The organism is Gordonibacter sp. An230 (genome assembly GCF_002159915.1).
Taxonomy (GTDB): Bacteria; Actinomycetota; Coriobacteriia; order Coriobacteriales; family Eggerthellaceae; genus Rubneribacter.
In genome coordinates, this window is record NZ_NFJP01000010.1 from 97945 (window position 1) to 116135 (window position 18191).

Here is an 18191-nt window from a genome sequence, read left to right on the forward strand (position 1 = left end):
TACAATATGTGCTACTCTAGCATAACGCGCCGTTGTCCGGGGAAAATCCACAGGGGGCGCAAGGGCGTCGGCGCACCTTTCGGATCGCGCCGACGCAAAGGGCGCGTCATTCGAACACGGCCTCCGTCTCGATGATGCTATGGTAGAGGCGCATGGTCTCGAGCGAAGGGTCGATCCCCAGCCCGTCGGCGAGGAACCTGCGGCAGGAGAAGTACGTCTCAAGCGCCGCCGTGCGCTGCCCGGCGGCGATCTGGGCGCCCATGAGCGCGGTGTAGGCGTCCTCTCGCGTGTGGTCCCGCTGAAGCGCGGCACGGGCGAACCAAAGCCCCTCTTGAGCCGCACCAGCGGCGACAAGGCGTGTCGAAGCGCTCACGAGCGCGTCGACGAGACGGCTGCGGTAATCCGTCCGCAGCGCCGCAATTGCCTCGTTGTCGTCGTCGCTTGGCAGCAGATCCTCCGAGAACCTCTCGTCCACCTGCAAGCACACGTGCGTCCAACCCCCGAAGCTCGGAGGTTCGAACAGCAGGCTGCGGCACACCTCCTCGAGCTGCGTCACGTCGGTGGCCAGAAGGCGCGCGTCGAGCTTGAGGCCGTTTTGCTGGCGGATGAGGTAGGGGCACGTTCCTTCGGGCGTGGTGAGGGCGCGACGCAGCATCGACCAGATGCCGTAGAGGTTTTTGCGCGCGGCCTCGAGATTGCTATCAGGCCACATCAGCCCCACGAGCTTGTCGCGCGAGAACTCCTTGCCGCGATTGAGCACGAGCAGTGCAAGCAGGGTCTTGACCTTCTGCCGGCGGAGAAGGTGCGCATCGACGGGGTCGTCGCCGATGCGCACCTCGAGGCCGCCGAACAGGTTGACGGTAAGGAGGGGCTCGGAAGCGGTATGGGCATCCGCCGGATCATCGCGCCTGAACGCGTCGGGATGCGTCGTCGCGAACGAGCGTCGCCGCCTCGAGAGCTCGCGCTCTTGCCGTTCGACAACCGTGCGTTGGCGGTACAGCTCCATCTCCACCGAGCGCACGGCGTGCGCGGCGCGCGCATCGAGGGCAGGTTGGGCCAGGGCTCCGCGCTCGCAAGCCCGCTCGAAGGATGAACCCGCCGCAGCGTCGAACAGCCCGAGAGGGCCTTCGGAGCGCGAGACGCGCGCACGGACGATGGAGGCCACGCGTTCGACGGAAGGGAGGGTTCCCGCACCCGGCGCTCCGGAAGCGGACGCCTCTGCCGAGGTTCCGTCGCCGCACCTCGCAGAAGCGCTGTCCAGCACCCAAGCCGCCGCCTGGGCGAGCGCCGGACCGCGCGCACCGCGGTCGTACCAGCAAAGCCACGCCTCGGCCCCCTTTGCGCACGAAGAGTCGAGGGCCGACCGCACCGAGACGGAAGCCTCCCACGAACTACCCTCCCCTCCGACCTCCTCCGACATCCGCGCGAGCGCCGCAACGAGCTCTTGGGCGCGATGGCGCTCCGCCCCGTCGGCACATGCGGCAAGCACGAGCGCCGCGCCCGCACGTTCTTCCGGATCGGCGGCAGGATCGCCCGCCACGCGGCGAGCAGAGGAGCATGCGGCGCGACGGTCGCCCAAAAGGGCGCGGCGACACGCCTCGTCCACGTCGAGCCGAGCGCCGCGCCCGGCGCCCTCCCCGCCGAGCGCCCGGTACGCATCGCACGCCGCCACAAGGCAGCATGCGTCGAGCAGCTCCCCGCCGTGGTCGGCGAGCCACGTTGCACATGCCTCGCGCGAAGCGAGCGTGCGCACCACGCCGCATGCGCGCTCGAACCTCCCACGAGCCGCAAGCGCGTCGGACGCGCGTGACGCGAGCGCATCGCGATCGGCAAACAAAGAGCGGGACGCGATCACGCCGAGCTTCGAGGAGAACGCGAAGGCCACCTCCTCAACAGAGAAACCTGCGGTGGAGAACCGCTCGCGCCGAAGGTCTATGCCCAGATGCGGGTAATGTTCGGCGAGGAACTCGGCTTGATCGCCGCCAAACGGGCCGAATGCCGCCACATCGGAGAAGTCCCCGTGTTCGAGGACGAGCATCGACAGCATCGACAGCATCACGTCGCTCGGAAGCTCTTCGTGCAGCACCCCTTCGAGAAACCCTCCCTCTTCGGGACGACCCCAGGCAAGCCCCGCGACCCGCTCGGCGCGCTCGACGCTCGCCGCGGGACGCGATGCGCGCTCGGCGACCGTACGCGGGCCGTCGATCTCGGCGTCGCTCAGCAGCAAATCGCTGGCGGAAAGCCTCACGCGGTCGCGATGCCTCGCGAACGCATCGCGCGTAGGCGCGCACGTGACGAGCACCTCGCAATCGCGATCAAGCATGCGGTCCATATCGGAGGACAGCGCGTCCACCCGCGCGGGATCGAGCGGCGGCACGTCCTCGATCACGACGAGGAACGGCTCGCGGTCGGCCTCGAGGAGCGCGTCGGCCACAATGCCGCGGTCAAGATCGCGCAAAAAGCAGGGACTCCTCCCGTCGAGCCAGATCACATGCTCGAAGCGGTACACGGTGTCGGCATACTCAAGCGCGAGCGCCGTCTTGCCGTACCCGTCGGGGGCCACGATAAAGCGCGCCACATGCCGCTCGCGCAGCAGCTTCGCGATAAGATCAGGGCGAGGGAATATCCGACGCGCGGCAAGATGCTGGGGTCGGCGGCCGCGACATGCGGCCTTAGCGAGAAAATCGGGCATGCAAACCACTCCTATCTTGAGGAGAGGAGCACGACGACCCGATAAAGGGGTTTCACTTTATCACCCCCCTCGCAGCACTGCAAGCCGACATCGGTTCGTCTTCCGCGAGATGCGAGGAGGACGAACGAGCGCCCCCTCCGCACAACCGGAAAGGCGCAGCCGATCCCAGGCGCCCGCCATGCAGCGTCCTCCCGCCCGGCGGCCCCCCGACTCCGCCCGTGCGCCCGCCAGCGCGTACAGCGCGAAAGAGGCCGATGTACAATATGCGTCGCAAGCCTCTCCGAGAAAGGACGCCCTATGCTTCAGCACGCCACGCTTGCCGACCTGCCCGCCTTCCGCTGCGGGCACGCGCACGATCTCCGTGCCGGCACGGGATGCACCGTCGCCGTGGCACCCGCAGGCGCAACCTGCGGAGTGGCGGTGCGCGGCGGAGGCCCGGCCACCCGCGAGACGGACCTCCTCAAACCCGAGAACATGATCGAAGCCGTTCACGCCGTCGTCCTCTCGGGAGGCAGCGCCTTCGGGCTGGCCGCGAGCACCGGCGTCATGGACGAGCTCGCCGAGCGAGGCATCGGGTTTCCCGTTGGAAGCGCTCGCGTGCCCATCGTTGTGGGCGCCTGCCTTTTCGACCTGCTCGTAGGAGACAACGTGCATCCCGATGCCGCAATGGGACGCGAAGCCGCCCGCGCAGCCTTCGAGCGCACCCCCTCCGACCCGCTCGCTGAAGGCAACGTTGGCGCAGGTTGCGGCGCAAGCGTAGGCAAGATACTCGGCAAAGAGCGCGCCATGAAAGCGGGGTTCGGACTGTGCGGACTGCGCTTCGGAAAACTCGCATGCGTTGCGATGGTCGCGCTCAACGCCTTCGGAAATGTGCGCGACGAAACCGGAGCCTGGATCGCAGGCTGTCGCGGCGAAGATGGCCGCGTCATGGACCCGCTTGCCGCTTTCGCAGCTGCGTCGGCGCCCCAAGCCCCGACGGCAGGCCCATGCGCCAACACGACCATCGGCCTCGTCCTCACGAACGCGCGCCTCACGAAGGCCCAAGCCACGAAGGCGTCTTCCGTCGTCCACGACGCCTACGCTCGCGCCATCAAACCAGTGCACACCTCGGGGGACGGCGACACGGTGTTCACGTTTGCCTCAGGCGAGGTCGAGACCGGCTATGACACGGTCGCCGTGCTGGCCACCGAGGCCATGCAAAAAGCCCTCGTGCGAGCTGCGACGCAGTCCGAGGGGGCCTACGGGCTTCCGGGGCTCCGCGCATCACTTCCCTAACGTCGCAGGACATCGGCGTCATGCGCAAACCGCCAGCTCTGACGCTTCGTGCTCGGCGGCGCCCCGCACGGCTCTCGACGCTCCGACGCACACAGCACGGCATTCGTCGCCGGAAAGCCGATTCCGCATCGGAAAAAAGGAGGTTGAACGCGAAGATCGCCAGATCGCTACGTCCCGCAACCCACGATGCGTCGGACCGAATTCGACGGCAAGGGATTTTCGAGCACGGAGCGCTTCCGCACGGAAAATCCCGCCCCTGCCCCCTCAGATGAGCGGAATGCGGTAGCTATCCGGCGAACTTTGCACACCGCGCACCCGATCTCGCAAGGAACCGACCGGTCAAAGCCCTCGAGGGACGAGCGGCCTCGCACCAACGCGAACACGCCCCCCTCTCCGCCCGAAGCCGCCTCTTCCCGGACCTCACCTAGGAGCGACCGAGCAACTTCGCGATGCGGTCGGAGTACTCGATCTCGTCGAGCCCCGCCTCAGCGGCCAGATCCACCACCGGCGCGTCGTTCCACAGCGCCTCCAGGCGATAGTACTCGCGCGTCTCGGGCTGGAACACGTGCACGACGAAGCTGCCGTAATCGAGCAGCGACCACGTGCCGTCCTGCGTGCCCTCGCGATGGAGCGGCTTCATGCGCGCCTGCTCGCGCTCGGCCTCTTCGATCTCGTCCACGATGGCCTCCACCTGGCGGCTGTTCGCCGCCGTGGCGATAACGAAGTAGTCCGTCACGCCGATGAGGTCGCGCACCTCCTGCACCATGATGTCGGTGGCCTTCTTCCCATCCGCCGCACGCGCCGCGATGAGGGCGCACTCTCGCGAAGTCGGCTCGATCGTCGTCTCGCTCACGCTGCTCCTTTCTCGCCCGCCGCCGTGCGCAGTCGGGCCACGTAGTGGTTCCACACCTCCACCGTCGCCGGATGAAGGCGCTTTCGACGCTTCACGAGCGTCAGCAGGATATGCTCGAACGTCATCAGGAAAAGCTCCTCGAGCGGCACCTTCCCCGCCGCCGAGCGCAGCTCGTCCAGCCCGCCGAACGCGCGCTTGGGCTCGATCGCGTCGGCGACGTAGACGATCATGTCCAAATCGCTCATGCCCGTCGCCGCCGCGGTGTGCCGCTCGATCGCCTGCAGCACGTCGGCGGGGATGCACGGAAACTCCCGTCCGAGCGCCGCGGCGGCCGTCGGGCCGTGCAAAAGCCGCGGCATCGTCTCGAGCACGAGCGGATCCACGTCCACGCCCAGGTCGCGGGCGCGCTGGCGGATCTCGTCGTCGGAGTGCTCCTTGTCCCAATCGTGCAGAAGGCCCGCGAGCCGCGCCTTGCGCACGTCGGCGCCGTACGCCTCGGCGAGCGCGGCCGCCGTGTCCGATACGCTGAGCACGTGGTCGAAGCGCCGCGGCTTGAGCCTTTCGGCCAGGTCGCGCTCGCGCGCTGCAAAGAACTCCTCTGAAAGCGCATCGGTCTGCGTCATCGAGGCCCTCCTTCCCCGTCGTCTCGGTACAAGCGCTTCTCCCGAATATAATCGAAGACGCGCTGCATCGTCAAATACCTGATCGACGCGCCCGCCGCCACGCGGCGGCGCAGGTCGCTCGACGAGACGGCGAGCGAGGTGATTTCGAGGTAGTCGACGGCGAAGTTGCCGCGCCCTTCGATGAGGGCGCGCCGCTCGTCCGAGAGCGCGTATCCGGGCCGGGTGACCGCGATGAGGCGCGCCAAGTCGGCGATGGCCGCGCTCTCGCGCCAGGCCACGATGCTCGCCACTGCGTCGGCGCCTGTGATGAAGCGCAGCTCCACGTTGTCGGGGTAGTGGGCGCGCAGCTGGCGCAGCGTGTCAACCGTGTAGGTGTCGCCGCCGCGCTCGATCTCGATGGCGCTCACGTCGAACGCGGGGTTGCTGCGCGTGGCGAGGCGGCACATCTCGAGGCGGTCGGCCGCCGGCGTCACGGCGCGGTCCTTCTTGAACACGGGGTTGCCCGCCGGGATGAACACGACCGCAGCCAACTCGAACGCCTCGCGCGCTTGCTCGGCGCATGCGAGGTGACCGATGTGGATGGGGTCGAACGTGCCGCCCATGATGCCGAGCCGCGCCGGACGCCCGTCCGCGCCCAGGTCGTCGAAGCGCTCGCAGATCGCCGCCACTTACGCCCTCACCTGGCCCGTTCCGCGCAAAACGTACTTGTACGAGATGAGCGCGTCAAGTGCGAAGGGGCCGCGCGCGTGCAGCTTCTGGGTGGAGATGCCGATCTCGGCGCCCAGCCCGAACTGCCCGCCGTCGGTGAACGCCGTCGAGGCGTTCGCGTACACGGCCGCCGCGTCCACGCGCGCGAGGAAGCGCTCGCACGCCGCCGCGTTCTCGGCCACGATGGCCTCCGAATGATGCGTGCCGTAGCGGTTGACGTGGTCGATGGCCGCATCGACGCCCTCCACGCACCTCACCGCGATCTCGGGAGCCAGATACTCCGTGGCCCAGTCATCCTCGTCGGCGGCGACGAACTGCCCTCCCGCCTCAAGCCCCGCCTCGCGCGCGAGCGCCGCCGCCTGCGCATCGCAATGCAAAAGCACGCCTCGCTCGGCCAGCGCCGAGAGGATGGGAGGCAGAAGCGCGTCGGCGGCCGACGAATCCACCAGAAGCGTCTCGGCCGCGTTGCACACGCCGTAGCGGCGGCACTTCGCGTTCAGCACGATGGCGCGCGCCTTCTCCGCGTCGGCGCTCTCGTGCACATACACATGGCAGTTGCCCGTGCCCGTCTCGATGACCGGCACCTTCGAATGCTCCACGCAGTGGCGAATGAGCCCTGCGCCGCCGCGCGGGATCAGCACGTCCACCACCCCGTGCAGCTGCATGAGCGCGTCGGTGGCGGCGCGGTCGGTGGACTCGATGGCGCCGATGCAGCCCGCCGGCATGCCCGCGGCCACAGCCGCGTCGTGCAGCACGGCTGCGATGAGGGCGTTCGAGTGCGCCGCCAAGCTGCCGCCGCGCAGCACGGCCGCGTTGCCGGACTTCAGGCAGATGCCCGCCGCGTCCGCGGTCACGTTCGGCCGCGCCTCGTACACCACGGCCACCACGCCGAGCGGCACGCTCACGCGCTGAAGCTCGATGCCGCTCTTCAGCACGCGCTCCTCCTGCACCCGCCCCAGCGGGTCGGGCAGCGCGATCAAGTCCTCCAGCGCCGCCGCCATGGCGTCCACGCGCTCCGCGTCGAGCATCAGGCGGTCGAGCAGGCTCTCCTTCGTGCCCGCCGCGCGCGCCGCCTCCATGTCGCGCCCGTTCGCCTCCACGATGGCGCCCGTCTGCGCGCGCAGCGCCGCCGCCATCGCGGCCAGCGCCGCATCGCGCTCGGCCGCGCTTTTCTGCGCAAGCGCCGCGCTGGCCTGCCGCGCCGCGCCGGCGACGCGCCGCGCCTCTTCCCAAGCCGTCTCTTCGACCATGCAACCACATCCTTTCGCATTCGCGCAGAGCGCGAAACCAACCGCAGAGCCCTCCCGCATCGGCGAGGGGCGAGATGCGCAGACGCGCCGCGCGCAGCCGGCTTTCACCACCCGGCAATCCACCGAAGGGCGCTACTCGAACACCACCAGCTCGTCGCGATGGACAAGCGGCTTCTCCGCCAAACTCGACAGCAGCCGGTTCGCCTGCAGCTGCGCGCGCGTGCGCCCGATGGCGAGCGCGGCCTCGTCGCTCGAGAACGCCGCGCGTCCGCGCGCGAACAGATTCCCCGAGCCGTCCTTGATGTCCACGATGTCGCCCGACTCGAAGCGGCCCTCCACCGCGCGCACGCCCACGGACAGAAGCGAGCTGCCGTGCGCGACGAGCGCGGCCTTCGCCCCCTCGTCCACCGCGAGCGCCCCGCGCGCGGCGTCGCCGAGCGCTATCCACAGCTTCTTCGGCGTGATCTCGTGAGGCCGCGAGGCCGCGACGAATCGCGTGCCCACCTCCTCGCCCCGCACCGCGTCCGCGATGGCGCCCTCGCGACGGCCATGGCACACCACAAGCGGGATGCCCGCCACCATGAGCACGCGCGCAGCCTTGATCTTCGTCGCCATGCCACCCGAACCGACCGTACTGCCCGCGCCGCCCGCCGCGGCCATGATCTCCGGGCCGACAGCCTCCACGCGTCTGATGAGCCGCGCTTCGGGATGAACGGCCGGGTTCGCGTCGTACAGCCCGTCGATGTCCGACAGGATGACCACGAGATCGGCCTCTACCAGGCACGCCACGAGCGCCGCGAGCGTGTCGTTGTCGCCGAAGCGAATCTGCTCCACCGACACGGTGTCGTTTTCGTTCACAATGGGGACCACGCCCAAATCGAGCAGCTTGTCGAACGTGTCGCGCGCGTGCAGGTAGGCGCGGCGGTCAGCCGTGTCACGCCGCGTCAGCAGCACCGTCGACGTCACGATGCCGCGCTTGGCGAAGGCCTCGGCGTACGCGGTCGAGAGCGCGCTTTGGCCCACCGACGCCGCCGCCTGGAGGCTCGGCATGTCGTGCGGACGCTTCTCGATGCCGAGTTTCTCCAGCCCGCAGGCGATGGCCGCCGACGTCACCACGACGGGATGCCATCCCTCTGCCCTCACCCGCGCGATCTGATCCCCCAACCGTTCGAGGTAGGCGTAGTCTATCTTGCTCTCCGAAGTCGTCAGCGTCGAAGACCCGATCTTCACGACGAGCCTCCGACCGCCCCCTCGCCGCGCGCCGCACGCGCCCTTCCCAGCGCCCATCACAGGTCGAGCTCCCTGAACGCGTCCTCCGCCGTCCGCGCCGATTCGAACTCGAACGCGCGACCCACGATGCGGATCTCGTCGCCGTCCACCGCCCCGGCGCGCTCGAGCGCCGCCTCCACGCCGAGCCGCTTGAGCCGATGCTGCAGAAAGGCGATGGCCTCCTCGTTCTCCCAGTCGGTCTGCACGACCATGCGCTCCACCTGAGGGCCCGTCACACGGAACACACCGCCGCCGAGCGGCGTCACGGAGAAGCGCTTGTCGCGCTCGGCCCGCCGGTGCTCCCACACCTGCCCGTACTGCACTTCGGTCGCCGCCGCATCGCGCGCCGCCTCGCGCAGCTCGTTCACCTTGCGCGCGATGGCCGCCTTGAGGCCGTCGACGCCCTCGCCGGTGAGCGCGCTCACGCGGTAGAGCTTCGGATCGACGGGGCTCGGGGCGAACTCGTCGCCGCCGGCGGCCGCGACGGAGTCCTCTCGCACGCGCTTCGCCAAGCGCTCGCACGCCTCCTCGGTGCCCGCCACGTCGGTCTTGTTCGCCACCACGATGCGCGGACGCGCAGCCAGCTCGTCGGCGTAAAGCGCAAGCTCGCGGTTGATGATCTCGTAGTCGGAAAGCGGGTCGCGCCCCTCCCAGTCGCCGGTCAGATCCACCACGTGCACGATGAGCGCCGTGCGCTCGATATGGCGCAAGAACTCGTGCCCCAGGCCGCGCCCCTCGTGGGCGCCTTCGATGAGGCCGGGGATGTCGGCCACGACGAAGGACAGATCGCCCGAGCGCGCCACGCCGAGGTTCGGCACGAGCGTCGTGAACGGGTAGTCGGCGATCTTCGGGCGCGCAGCGCTCATCTTCGCGATGAGCGACGACTTGCCCGCGCTCGGCATGCCCACGAGCGCCGCGTCGGCCATGAGCTTCATCTCGAGCTCGATCCAGCCCTCCTGGGCCGGCTCGCCGAGCTCCGCGAACGCGGGCGCGCGGCGCGTCGAGGTGACGAAATGGATGTTGCCGCGGCCGCCCGTGCCCCCCTCGGCCACGACGACGCGCTCGCCGTCGTGCGTGAGGTCGGCGATGAGCTCGCCCGTCTCCCGCGTATCCTCGAAGTACTCGCGCACCACGGTGCCCACCGGCACCTTGAGCACGAGGTCCTCCCCCGTCGCGCCGTGCATGCGGCTGCCTTTGCCGTGCGTGCCGCGCTCGGCTTTGAAATGGTGCTTGAAGCGGTACTCGATGAGCGAGGACAGGCTCGCGTCGGCTTCGAGCACCACGTTGCCGCCGTGCCCGCCGTCGCCGCCGTCCGGCCCGCCCTTCGGCACATGGGCCTCGCGGCGAAACGACATGCAACCCGCGCCGCCGTCGCCGCCCTTCACATGGATGCGCACTTTGTCGATGAACACCTGGGGCCACCTCTATCCTGGAACCGGCCTTCGCATCGGAAGGCCCTCTTGCGTCGCACGCGCGAAGTGAGCAAGTCGTCTTCACGCCCGGTTTCACGGCACGATGCGGGATGCGCGACGCGCTCTTTCGATTGTATACGAAACATGCCCCCTGAAAGACAGAGGGCATGCAAAAACAGACAAGGTGTGGTTGATGCGAAAGAAGCGGCTCTTACGCCTCGGGACGCACGTGAACCCTGCGCTTCACGCCGCGCGTGAACTCGAGCGTGCCGTCGCACAGCGCGAACAGCGTGTCGTCCTTGCCGCGGCCGACGTTGTCGCCCGGATGAAACTTCGTGCCGCGCTGGCGAACGATGACGTTGCCCGTCTTGACCGTCTGACCGGCGAACATCTTCACGCCGAGGCGCTGCGCGCGGGAATCGCGGCCGTTTCGGGTGGATCCAAGACCTTTCTTGTGAGCCATGATGTTCCCTCCTTCTGCTTACTCGGCGTCTTCGGACGCGGGCTTCTCGGCGGCCTTCTTGGCGACGGGCTTGTCGGCCTTCGCCGAGCCCACGGACTCGATCTCGATGCGCGTGAGACGCTGGCGGTGACCGCGCAGCTTCTTGTAGTTCTTGCGCTTCTTGAACTTGAAGACGAGCTGCTTCTCGCCCTTGAACTGCTCGAGCACGATGGCCGTGACCTTCGTGGCGGCGGCCTTCGCCGGATCGGCCTCGACCTTCGCGCCGTCGACGACGCAGATGGCCTCGAGGTCGACCTTGGCGCCCACCTCGGCGTCAAGCTTCTCGACGTTCAGCCTGTCTCCTGGGGCGACCTTGTACTGTTTGCCGCCCGTCTTAACGATTGCGTACATGAGTGTCTCCTTGAATGAAATAAACGCAAGGCGATAGCTTAGCAGCGTGATCGTAGCAAGTCAATATGAACGTATGCACAATCTCCGCGTATCATCGCACTCTTCCTACGCGCGCCCTTTTGAGCGCAACGTTTGCATGATAGCAGATCTTTCCGGTCACGCACGGCAGCATGGCATGATTTTTCCCGGCATCACAGGTCCTGCAAAGTCGCAGAAAGACCGCGAACGCGCTTTGCGAATCGCGACCGCCGTTGCGCCGCCTTGCGGGCGGCATTGTCGCCCCGAAGACACGGTTTGCGGGCGAAAACCGTGTCTTCGGGGCGACAATGCGCCCTCCCCTGTCACGCCCCTGCCCCGTCATACCCGACGGCCGGAGGGCACCGTGATCCTAGTGCGCTTCGGCCCAGGTGGCTCCTGCGGACACGTCTGCCACGAGCGGCACGCGCAGCTTCACCACGCCCTCCATGACTTCCTTCGCAAGCGCGCTCACAACCTCGAGCTCGTCTTCGGGCACGCTGAAATCCAGCTCGTCGTGCACCTGCAAAAGCAGCTTCGCGCGCAGCCCTTCGGCCATCAGCCGGCGCTGAACCTCGCCCATCGCGAGCTTGATGATGTCGGCGGCGCTTCCTTGCATGGGGTGGTTCATAGCCGTGCGCTCGCCGAAGCCGCGTTGGTTCGCGTTTCCGGCTTTGAGCTCGGGGATGTGGCGCTTGCGACCGAACATCGTCTCGGCGAACCCCTGCTCCTTGGCCTTCGCGACGGTGTCGTCGAGGTAAGCGCGCACGCCGGGGTACGCCTCGAAGTAGCGATCGATCATCTCCTTGGCTTCGCCGAACGGGATGCCGAGGCTTTGCGAGAGACCGAACGCCTGCTGACCGTACACGATGCCGAAGTTCACAGCCTTCGCGCGGCTGCGCAGCTCAGGCGTGACCTCCTCCACGGGCAAGTCGAACACGCGGCTCGCCGTGGAGGCGTGGAAGTCGGCGCCCGAGCAGAAGGCGGCCACAAGGTGCTCGTCGCCGGAGAGGTGCGCGAGCAGCCTCAGCTCGATCTGCGAGTAGTCGGCCGACACGAACAGCTCGCCCGGCGCGAGCGGCACGAACGACTCGCGGATCTGGCGGCCGAACTCCGTACGCACGGGGATGTTCTGCAGGTTCGGGTCCGACGAGGACAAGCGGCCGGTCGTCGTGACCGTCTCGTTGAAGCACGTGTGCACGCGCCCGTCGCCGGCGCGCATGCGCGGCAGGGCATCGATGTAGGTGGACTTGATCTTGGCAAGCTCGCGGTAGCGCAGCACGAGCGCGGGCAGGTCGTGCTCATGCGAGAGCTCCTTGAGCACGGCCGCGTCGGTGGAGTAGCCGCGCTGGTTCTTCTTGAGGGGCTTCAGGCCCAGCACCTCGAACAGAATGCGCGAGAGCTGCTTGGGGGAATCGAGGTTGAACTCCTCCCCCGCCATGTCGAATATGCGAGCGCTCAGTTCGTCGAGCTCGGCCTGCGTGGATGCGCCCAGCTCGGCCAAACGGTCGCAGTCCACCGCGGCACCCGTGCGCTCCACGATGGCGAGCACGGCCACGAGCGGCAGGTCGATGTCGAAGTACGGGCGCGCGCTGCCGTCGCGCTCAAGCGCCTCCGTAAGCGGCCCCACGAGCTGGCGCGCCGCAGCGGCCTGGAAGGAGGCCGCGGCCGCTTCGTCCTTCGCCTCGGGCAAAACGCCCCCGCAGTAGGCGTCGAGCAGCGCGTCGAAGGAGTACTCCGACACCGACGAATTCAGCACGTAGCCGGCCAGCCCCAGGTCGAACGCGCGCATGCCCATGAGGTCGGCGTCGTCCACAAGGGCGCGCTCGGAAGTGTCGGCCGGATAGACGCGGTGAAGCGCCTGCTTCACATCGAGCGCGGAGAACGGAGCGCCCTTCACGACGCGCGAGAACGCGGCCAGGCCCTCGTCGTCCTCGAACAGCGCGGTCCCCTCGCTCGTGGACACGGCGCAGTGCAGCCCCGCGTTGAACAGCGACACCTGTTCGGGCTCCACGAACGCCACCCCCAGCGACTCGCCGCGCGCGATGGCGGCATCCACCAGTTCGACAGCCCGCGCCCCCGTGACGACGGGCTCGACCGAAAGCGGAGCAGCCTTGCGTTCGAGCTCTTTGCCCACGAGCTTGAGCACGCGGTTGAGATGGGCGTTGAACCGCACCTTCTTGAACGCCTCGGTCACGGCCTCCGGATCGAACGACGGGAAGCTGCACCCCTTTAGATCGAGCGGAAAATCGAGATCGCGCACGATGGTGGCCACCTCGCGACTCAGATACGCCATGTCCTTGTTCTCGACGATCTTCTCCTTCTGCTTGCCTTTGAGGTCGTCGACATGCTCGTAGATGCCTTCGAGGCTGCCGTAGGACTGCAAGAGCTTGGCCGCCGTCTTGTCGCCGATGCCGGGCACGCCGGGGATGTTGTCGGAGGAATCGCCTTTGAGGCCCAGAAAGTCGATGAACTGGTCGGGGCGCACGCCGTAGCGCTCCTCCACCTCGGCCGGGCCGTAGATGGCGACGTCGGTGATGCCCTTCTTCGTGGTGACGATGCGCGTTTTGTCCGTGGCCAGCTGGTAGGCGTCCTTGTCGCCCGTCACGAGCAGCGTCTCGAAGCCAAGCGCCTCGTCGCGCGCGGCGATGGTGCCCAGGATGTCGTCGCCCTCCCAGCCCTTCACGCGCACGACGGGCACGGCCATGGCCGAAAGCAGCTCCTCGATGATGGGGAACTGCACCTTGAGATCGTCGTCCATGGGCGGGCGCTGCGCCTTGTACTGCTCGAGCGCGCGCATGCGAAACGCGGGGCGTCCCGCGTCGAACGCGCAGATGATGGCGTCGGGGCTGGCCATGTCGATGAACTTCAGCAGCATGGCCAGAAAGCCGAACACGGCGTTGGTGGGCGTGCCGTCGGGGGCGTTCATCGTCTGCGGAACGGCGTGGTAGGCGCGGTGCATGAGCGAGTTGCCGTCGATGACGGCGATCTTCTTCGGCATGACGTGTCCTTCGGTCGCAAGGTCTCGGGTGGCCCAGTATAGTCCAACCCGCCCCGCCCGCACCGCCCAGGCCGACCGGAAACAGAGAATCCCCGGAGGGCGGGACATCCCGGGACCGCGCGCTTACCGCAACCACGCCCGCCGCACGATGACACGCTCAGGTGCGAGCCCTCCGCGCCGGCCTCACGCGCTCCACAGGTACCCCACGCCGCGCACCGTTTCCAGGTGCTGCGCGAGCTCCGGGCCGAGCTTGGCGCGCACGCGGCGCACGTGCACGTCCACCGTGCGCGAACCGCCGTAGTAGTCGAAGCCCCACACCTGGCGCAAGAGCGCGTCGCGCGAGTAGGTGCGACCGGGATGCGTGACCAGAAAGGACAGAAGCGCGTACTCCAGATAGGTGAGGTCGAGCGGCTCGCCGCCGACGGTCACCTGGTAGGTCGCCAGGTTGACGACCATGTTCTCCACGCACAAAACGTCGCGGGAGCCCCCCTCGTCGCCCGACCACAGAAGCTGCCGGATGCGGGCCGCGCACTCCTCGGCCGAAGCGCCGTGCACGACGAAGTCGCTTCTCACCCGGACGGGGAGGCGAAACTCGTCAAGGCGCGACCGTTCGACGATCGCGAGCAACGCCGCCCCGCCGCCCTCCCCGGCGATCGCCGCCTCCACCCGGCCCATGTTCGAGAACGCGTCCCCGCGGGCCTCGTAGACGATGAGGTCGTACGAAGGATGCTGGACGAGCAGCCTTTCAAGGTGCGCGGACGATCCCGCCGCCACCTCCACATCGAGGTGCGCGAGCACCTGTTGGAACTTGTGCGCGTTGTCCAGGCTGTCGGCCACGAATATGACGAGTTTGCGCCGCACGGCTCCTCCCCTCGCACCTCAGAGCACCGCGAGGTAGCGGTCGCGCTCCCACTGCGACACGGAGCTTTGGTACTCGCCCCATTCGGCACGCTTGGCGGCCACGAGGTAGCCGTGGATGTGCTCGCCAAGCGTCTCGCGCATGAGGTCGGAGGAAGCGAACAGCTCCACCGCCTCGCCAAGGCTCTCGGGGAGCGTCCCGACGCCCAGCTCGCGCAGATCCCTGCGATCAAGCGAGGAGAGGTCTGCGTTCTCGCACGCCGGCTGCAAATCAAGCCCGTCCTCGATGCCCTTGAGGCCCGCGGCCAGCATGACGGCGAACGCGAGGTAGGGGTTCGCGCTCGGATCGGGGCTGCGCACTTCGAGGCGGCAGGCCGCCTCGGAATCGGGACGGTAGCCCGGCACGCGCACGAGCGTCGAGCGGTTCGAGCGCGCCCACGACAGGTAGACCGGAGCCTCCCCGCCGGGAACGAGCCGCTTGTAGGAGTTCACGTGCTGGTTCGTGACCAGGCAGAACTCGGGAGCGTACTTGAGCAGTCCGGCAAGGTAGCACCGGGCCGTCCTCGACAGGCGGTAGCCCTGCGGGTCGGCGGGGTCGAAGAACGCGTTTTTCCCATCGAGGTCGAACAGGCTCTGATGCACGTGCATGCTGCTGCCCGGCTCGCCCGAGAGCGGCTTGGGCATGAACGAGGCGTACACGCCGTGGCGCGTCGCGATCTCCTTCACCACCAGCTTGTACGTCATCACCGCGTCGGCCATGGACAGCGCGTCGGTGAACCGCAGGTCGATCTCGTGCTGCGACGGGCCCATCTCGTGATGCGAGTACTCCACGGGAATGCCCATCTTCTCGAGCGTGAGCACCGTGTCGCGGCGCAGGTCGGAGGCGTAATCGAGGCTCGTGAGGTCGAAGTAGCCGCCGCGGTCGAGCACTTCTGCGCCCTGCGCGTCCTTGAAGTAGTAGAACTCGAGCTCGGGCCCCACGTTGAACACGTAGCCCATCTCGCGCGCCTTCGCCGCCATGCGCGCGAGCACCTGGCGCGGATCCCCCTCGAAAGGCCGTCCGTCGGGCGTGCGCAGGCTGCAGAACATGCGCGCCACCGCGTTGCTCTCGGGCCGCCAGGGCAGAACCTGGAACGTGGACGCGTCGGGAAACGCCAGCATGTCGGATTCCTGCGTGCGGCAAAAGCCCTCGATGCAGCTGCCGTCGAAGCCCATGCCGTCGGCGAAGGCGTCCTCCAGCTCGCTCGGGATGACGGCAAAGCTCTTCATGCGCCCGAGCACGTCGGTGAACCAGAAGCGCACGAAGTGCACGTCGCGGCTCTTGATGGTCTTAAGGACGAAGTCCTCTTCCGGGTTCGCGGCCATGGCCCGCCTCGCTTCCGATCCCGCCGCCGCGCTTCGCGGACGGCGCGCCCTTTCCCTTTCCGAGAGGCCATTATATCCCCGCCGCGTTTCGGATTCGTCACGTTGCCGAAACCCCATCGAACGCCCGCGAAGCGGCATGGCCGCACATCACGATCACGTGACGGTTCCGGACGAAGCCTCCTCGAAAAAGGGCCGGCCGCTATACTGTTCCCCTTGCACGCCCGAGACAACGCGCGAGAAGGGACCGACATGACCCTCGACCACACCGACCGCACCGAGCTTTTGCGCGAAGGCGGCATCGACCACCGCGAGGCCATGGAGCGCTTCTGCGGAAACGAGGCGCTCTACGAGCGGCTCGCCCTCAAATTCCTCGACGACCCCCATTTTGCAGAGCTTGAGCAGGCGCTTTCCAACGAGGACGCGCAAGCCGCCTACCGCGCCGCCCACTCGCTCAAAGGCGTCGCGGGCAATCTGTCGCTGCGGCGCCTCTACGACCAATCCTGCCGCCTGTGCGACGCGCTGCGCGCGAGCGACCTCGGTGCCGCCGAGCGCATCCTGCCAGACGCCCGCGCCGCCTACGACGCCGTCATAAGGACGTTGAACCAGTTGAGAGGGTGAAGCCCGCCCAAAAGCCGCTCGAAAGCCATCCGAAAGCCTGCAACGAGAAGGCCAAACCGCAGCGCACTTGCTATAATGCTCGGTTATGGAAGCCTCCCGAGCGAAATACACCGGCAAGCACCGCATCGCCGTCGTCACGATGGGCGTGAAGCTGGGCGACGAGACGAAAGGATACACACGGTTTCGGTTCCTCTCCGAGCTGCTCGTGCGCGAAGGGTTCGAGGTCGACCTCATCACCTCGTCGTTCCAACATTGGGAGAAGGCGCAGCGCGACCGCTCGAAGGCATGCTATCGCGGCCTTCCCTACCGGGTCGTGTTCGTCGAAGAGCCAGGGTATGCGAAGAACCTCGATCTGCAGCGGATCCGCAGCCATCGCGTGGCCGCGAGAAACCTTCGCGCGCATTTCGAGCACGAATCCGGCTCGTACGACCTCATCTACGCCGAGATCCCGCCGAACGACGTCGCCCGCGTCTGCGCCGAGGCGGCGGCTGCGCACGGCGTGCCGTTCGTCGCCGACATCAACGACCTGTGGCCCGAAGCCATGCGCATGGTCGTCGACATTCCCGTGCTGAGCGATGTGGTGTTCTACCCGTTCGCACGCGACGCCCGACGCGTCTACCAGCTGCTCTCGGCAGCGGTCGGCACATCCGACGAGTACGCCGCCCGACCGGCGAAGGATCGCGAGCATCCCTACCCGCATATCACCGTCTACGTGGGAAACGACGTGTCCACCTTCGACGAGGGGGCCCGAAGAAACGCGGGCCGGATCGTCAAACCGGAAGGCGAGGTGTGGGCCATCTACGCTGGAACGCTCGGAGCCAGCTACGATCTGGCGACGCTCATCGAAGCCGCGGCGCTGATCGAGCGCGAGCGCATGCCCGAAAGCTCCCCGAGAAAACCTTCGATGCGCGTGAAGATCCTCGGCGACGGACCCGATCGCGAACGGCTCGAACGGCTCGCCGAAGAGCTGCGCGCCCCGGTCGACTTCCTCGGATACGCCTCCTACGACCTCATGGCGGCATACCTGTGCGCATCCGACATCACCGTAAACTCCCTCGTCAAATCCGCCGCCCAAAGCATCGTCACGAAGATCGGAGACTACCTCGCCAGCGGCAAGCCGATGGTCAACACAGGCTCGAGCCCCGAGTTCCGGGAAAAGGTCGACTCCGAGGGCTTCGGCGTCAACGTGCCCGCTGAGGATCCGCGCGCGCTCGCCGACGCCCTCGCCAGCTTGGCGGACCGCTCGTCGACAAGGAAGATCATGGGGGCGAAGGCCCGATCAGTGGCCGAAAGGGAGTTCGACCAGCCGCATTCGTACCGGGCAATCGTGGATTTGCTGCGCACGTTGCTATGATTCCCGCCGTACGCCCTCGTCAAATCGACACGGGCGCGCCAAAAT

At 67.7% G+C, this 18191-nt stretch carries 15 protein-coding genes; 3 read left to right on the top strand and 12 right to left on the bottom strand.

Annotated features, from left to right (window positions below):
- Positions 1–106: 106 nt before the first annotated feature.
- Positions 107–2692: a BTAD domain-containing putative transcriptional regulator gene (locus B5F40_RS07145; RefSeq protein ID WP_087193654.1), complete on the bottom strand. Its 2586-nt coding sequence runs from the start codon at positions 2690–2692 to the stop codon at positions 107–109.
- A gap of 297 nt (positions 2693–2989) precedes the next feature.
- Here B5F40_RS07145 and B5F40_RS07150 point away from each other — a divergent pair, with 297 nt between their 5' ends.
- Positions 2990–3967, top strand: coding sequence for a P1 family peptidase (locus B5F40_RS07150; RefSeq protein WP_087193655.1), 978 nt, complete (start codon positions 2990–2992; stop codon positions 3965–3967).
- 424 nt (positions 3968–4391) lie between these two features.
- Here the strand turns inward: B5F40_RS07150 and rsfS are convergent, their stop codons facing one another.
- The 11 genes from rsfS to B5F40_RS07205 form a co-directional block, all read right to left on the bottom strand.
- The gene (rsfS, locus tag B5F40_RS07155) at positions 4392–4820 is read right to left on the bottom strand and encodes a ribosome silencing factor (RefSeq protein WP_087193656.1); all 429 of its coding nucleotides are present in this window, start codon (positions 4818–4820) and stop codon (positions 4392–4394) included.
- The gene (gene yqeK, locus B5F40_RS07160) at positions 4817–5443 is read right to left on the bottom strand and encodes a bis(5'-nucleosyl)-tetraphosphatase (symmetrical) YqeK (RefSeq protein WP_087193657.1); all 627 of its coding nucleotides are present in this window, start codon (positions 5441–5443) and stop codon (positions 4817–4819) included. The genes rsfS and yqeK overlap by 4 nt, the downstream gene beginning before the upstream one ends.
- Positions 5440–6111 carry a nicotinate-nucleotide adenylyltransferase gene (gene nadD, locus B5F40_RS07165; protein WP_087193658.1) on the bottom strand — a complete coding sequence of 224 codons (672 nt, stop codon included), beginning with the start codon at positions 6109–6111 and terminating at the stop codon, positions 5440–5442. The genes yqeK and nadD overlap by 4 nt, the downstream gene beginning before the upstream one ends.
- Positions 6112–7401 carry a glutamate-5-semialdehyde dehydrogenase gene (locus B5F40_RS07170; RefSeq protein WP_087193659.1) on the bottom strand — a complete coding sequence of 430 codons (1290 nt, stop codon included), beginning with the start codon at positions 7399–7401 and terminating at the stop codon, positions 6112–6114.
- A 132-nt stretch (positions 7402–7533) separates the two neighbouring features.
- Positions 7534–8688, bottom strand: a complete 1155-nt coding sequence (gene proB, locus B5F40_RS07175) for a glutamate 5-kinase (RefSeq protein WP_087193660.1) — start codon at positions 8686–8688, stop codon at positions 7534–7536.
- Entirely contained in the window at positions 8688–10082 is a 1395-nt protein-coding gene (gene obgE, locus B5F40_RS07180; RefSeq protein ID WP_087193661.1) for a GTPase ObgE, read from the bottom strand. Before obgE ends, proB begins: the two co-directional genes overlap by 1 nt.
- A 211-nt stretch (positions 10083–10293) precedes the next feature.
- Entirely contained in the window at positions 10294–10545 is a 252-nt protein-coding gene (gene rpmA / locus B5F40_RS07185) for a 50S ribosomal protein L27 (RefSeq protein ID WP_087193662.1), read from the bottom strand.
- An 18-nt stretch (positions 10546–10563) separates the two neighbouring features.
- Positions 10564–10935 carry a 50S ribosomal protein L21 gene (gene rplU, locus B5F40_RS07190; RefSeq protein ID WP_087193663.1) on the bottom strand — a complete coding sequence of 124 codons (372 nt, stop codon included), beginning with the start codon at positions 10933–10935 and terminating at the stop codon, positions 10564–10566.
- A 388-nt stretch (positions 10936–11323) separates the two neighbouring features.
- On the bottom strand, positions 11324–13951 hold the full coding sequence (gene polA / locus B5F40_RS07195; protein WP_087193664.1) for a DNA polymerase I: 2628 nt from the start codon (positions 13949–13951) through the stop codon (positions 11324–11326).
- A 183-nt stretch (positions 13952–14134) separates the two neighbouring features.
- Positions 14135–14812 carry a winged helix-turn-helix domain-containing protein gene (locus tag B5F40_RS07200; RefSeq protein WP_087193665.1) on the bottom strand — a complete coding sequence of 226 codons (678 nt, stop codon included), beginning with the start codon at positions 14810–14812 and terminating at the stop codon, positions 14135–14137.
- An 18-nt stretch (positions 14813–14830) separates the two neighbouring features.
- The gene (locus tag B5F40_RS07205) at positions 14831–16174 is read right to left on the bottom strand and encodes a glutamine synthetase family protein (RefSeq protein WP_087193666.1); all 1344 of its coding nucleotides are present in this window, start codon (positions 16172–16174) and stop codon (positions 14831–14833) included.
- Positions 16175–16423: 249 nt separating this feature from the next.
- Between B5F40_RS07205 and B5F40_RS07210 the strand changes: the two genes are divergently transcribed.
- Together B5F40_RS07210 and B5F40_RS07215 are read left to right on the top strand one after the other, a co-directional pair.
- On the top strand, positions 16424–16792 hold the full coding sequence (locus B5F40_RS07210) for an Hpt domain-containing protein (RefSeq protein ID WP_087193667.1): 369 nt from the start codon (positions 16424–16426) through the stop codon (positions 16790–16792).
- Between the two features lie 85 nt (positions 16793–16877).
- Positions 16878–18146 (top strand): glycosyltransferase, encoded by a 1269-nt coding sequence (locus B5F40_RS07215; RefSeq protein WP_239442942.1) that lies wholly within the window; start codon positions 16878–16880, stop codon positions 18144–18146.
- Positions 18147–18191 lie beyond the last annotated feature (45 nt).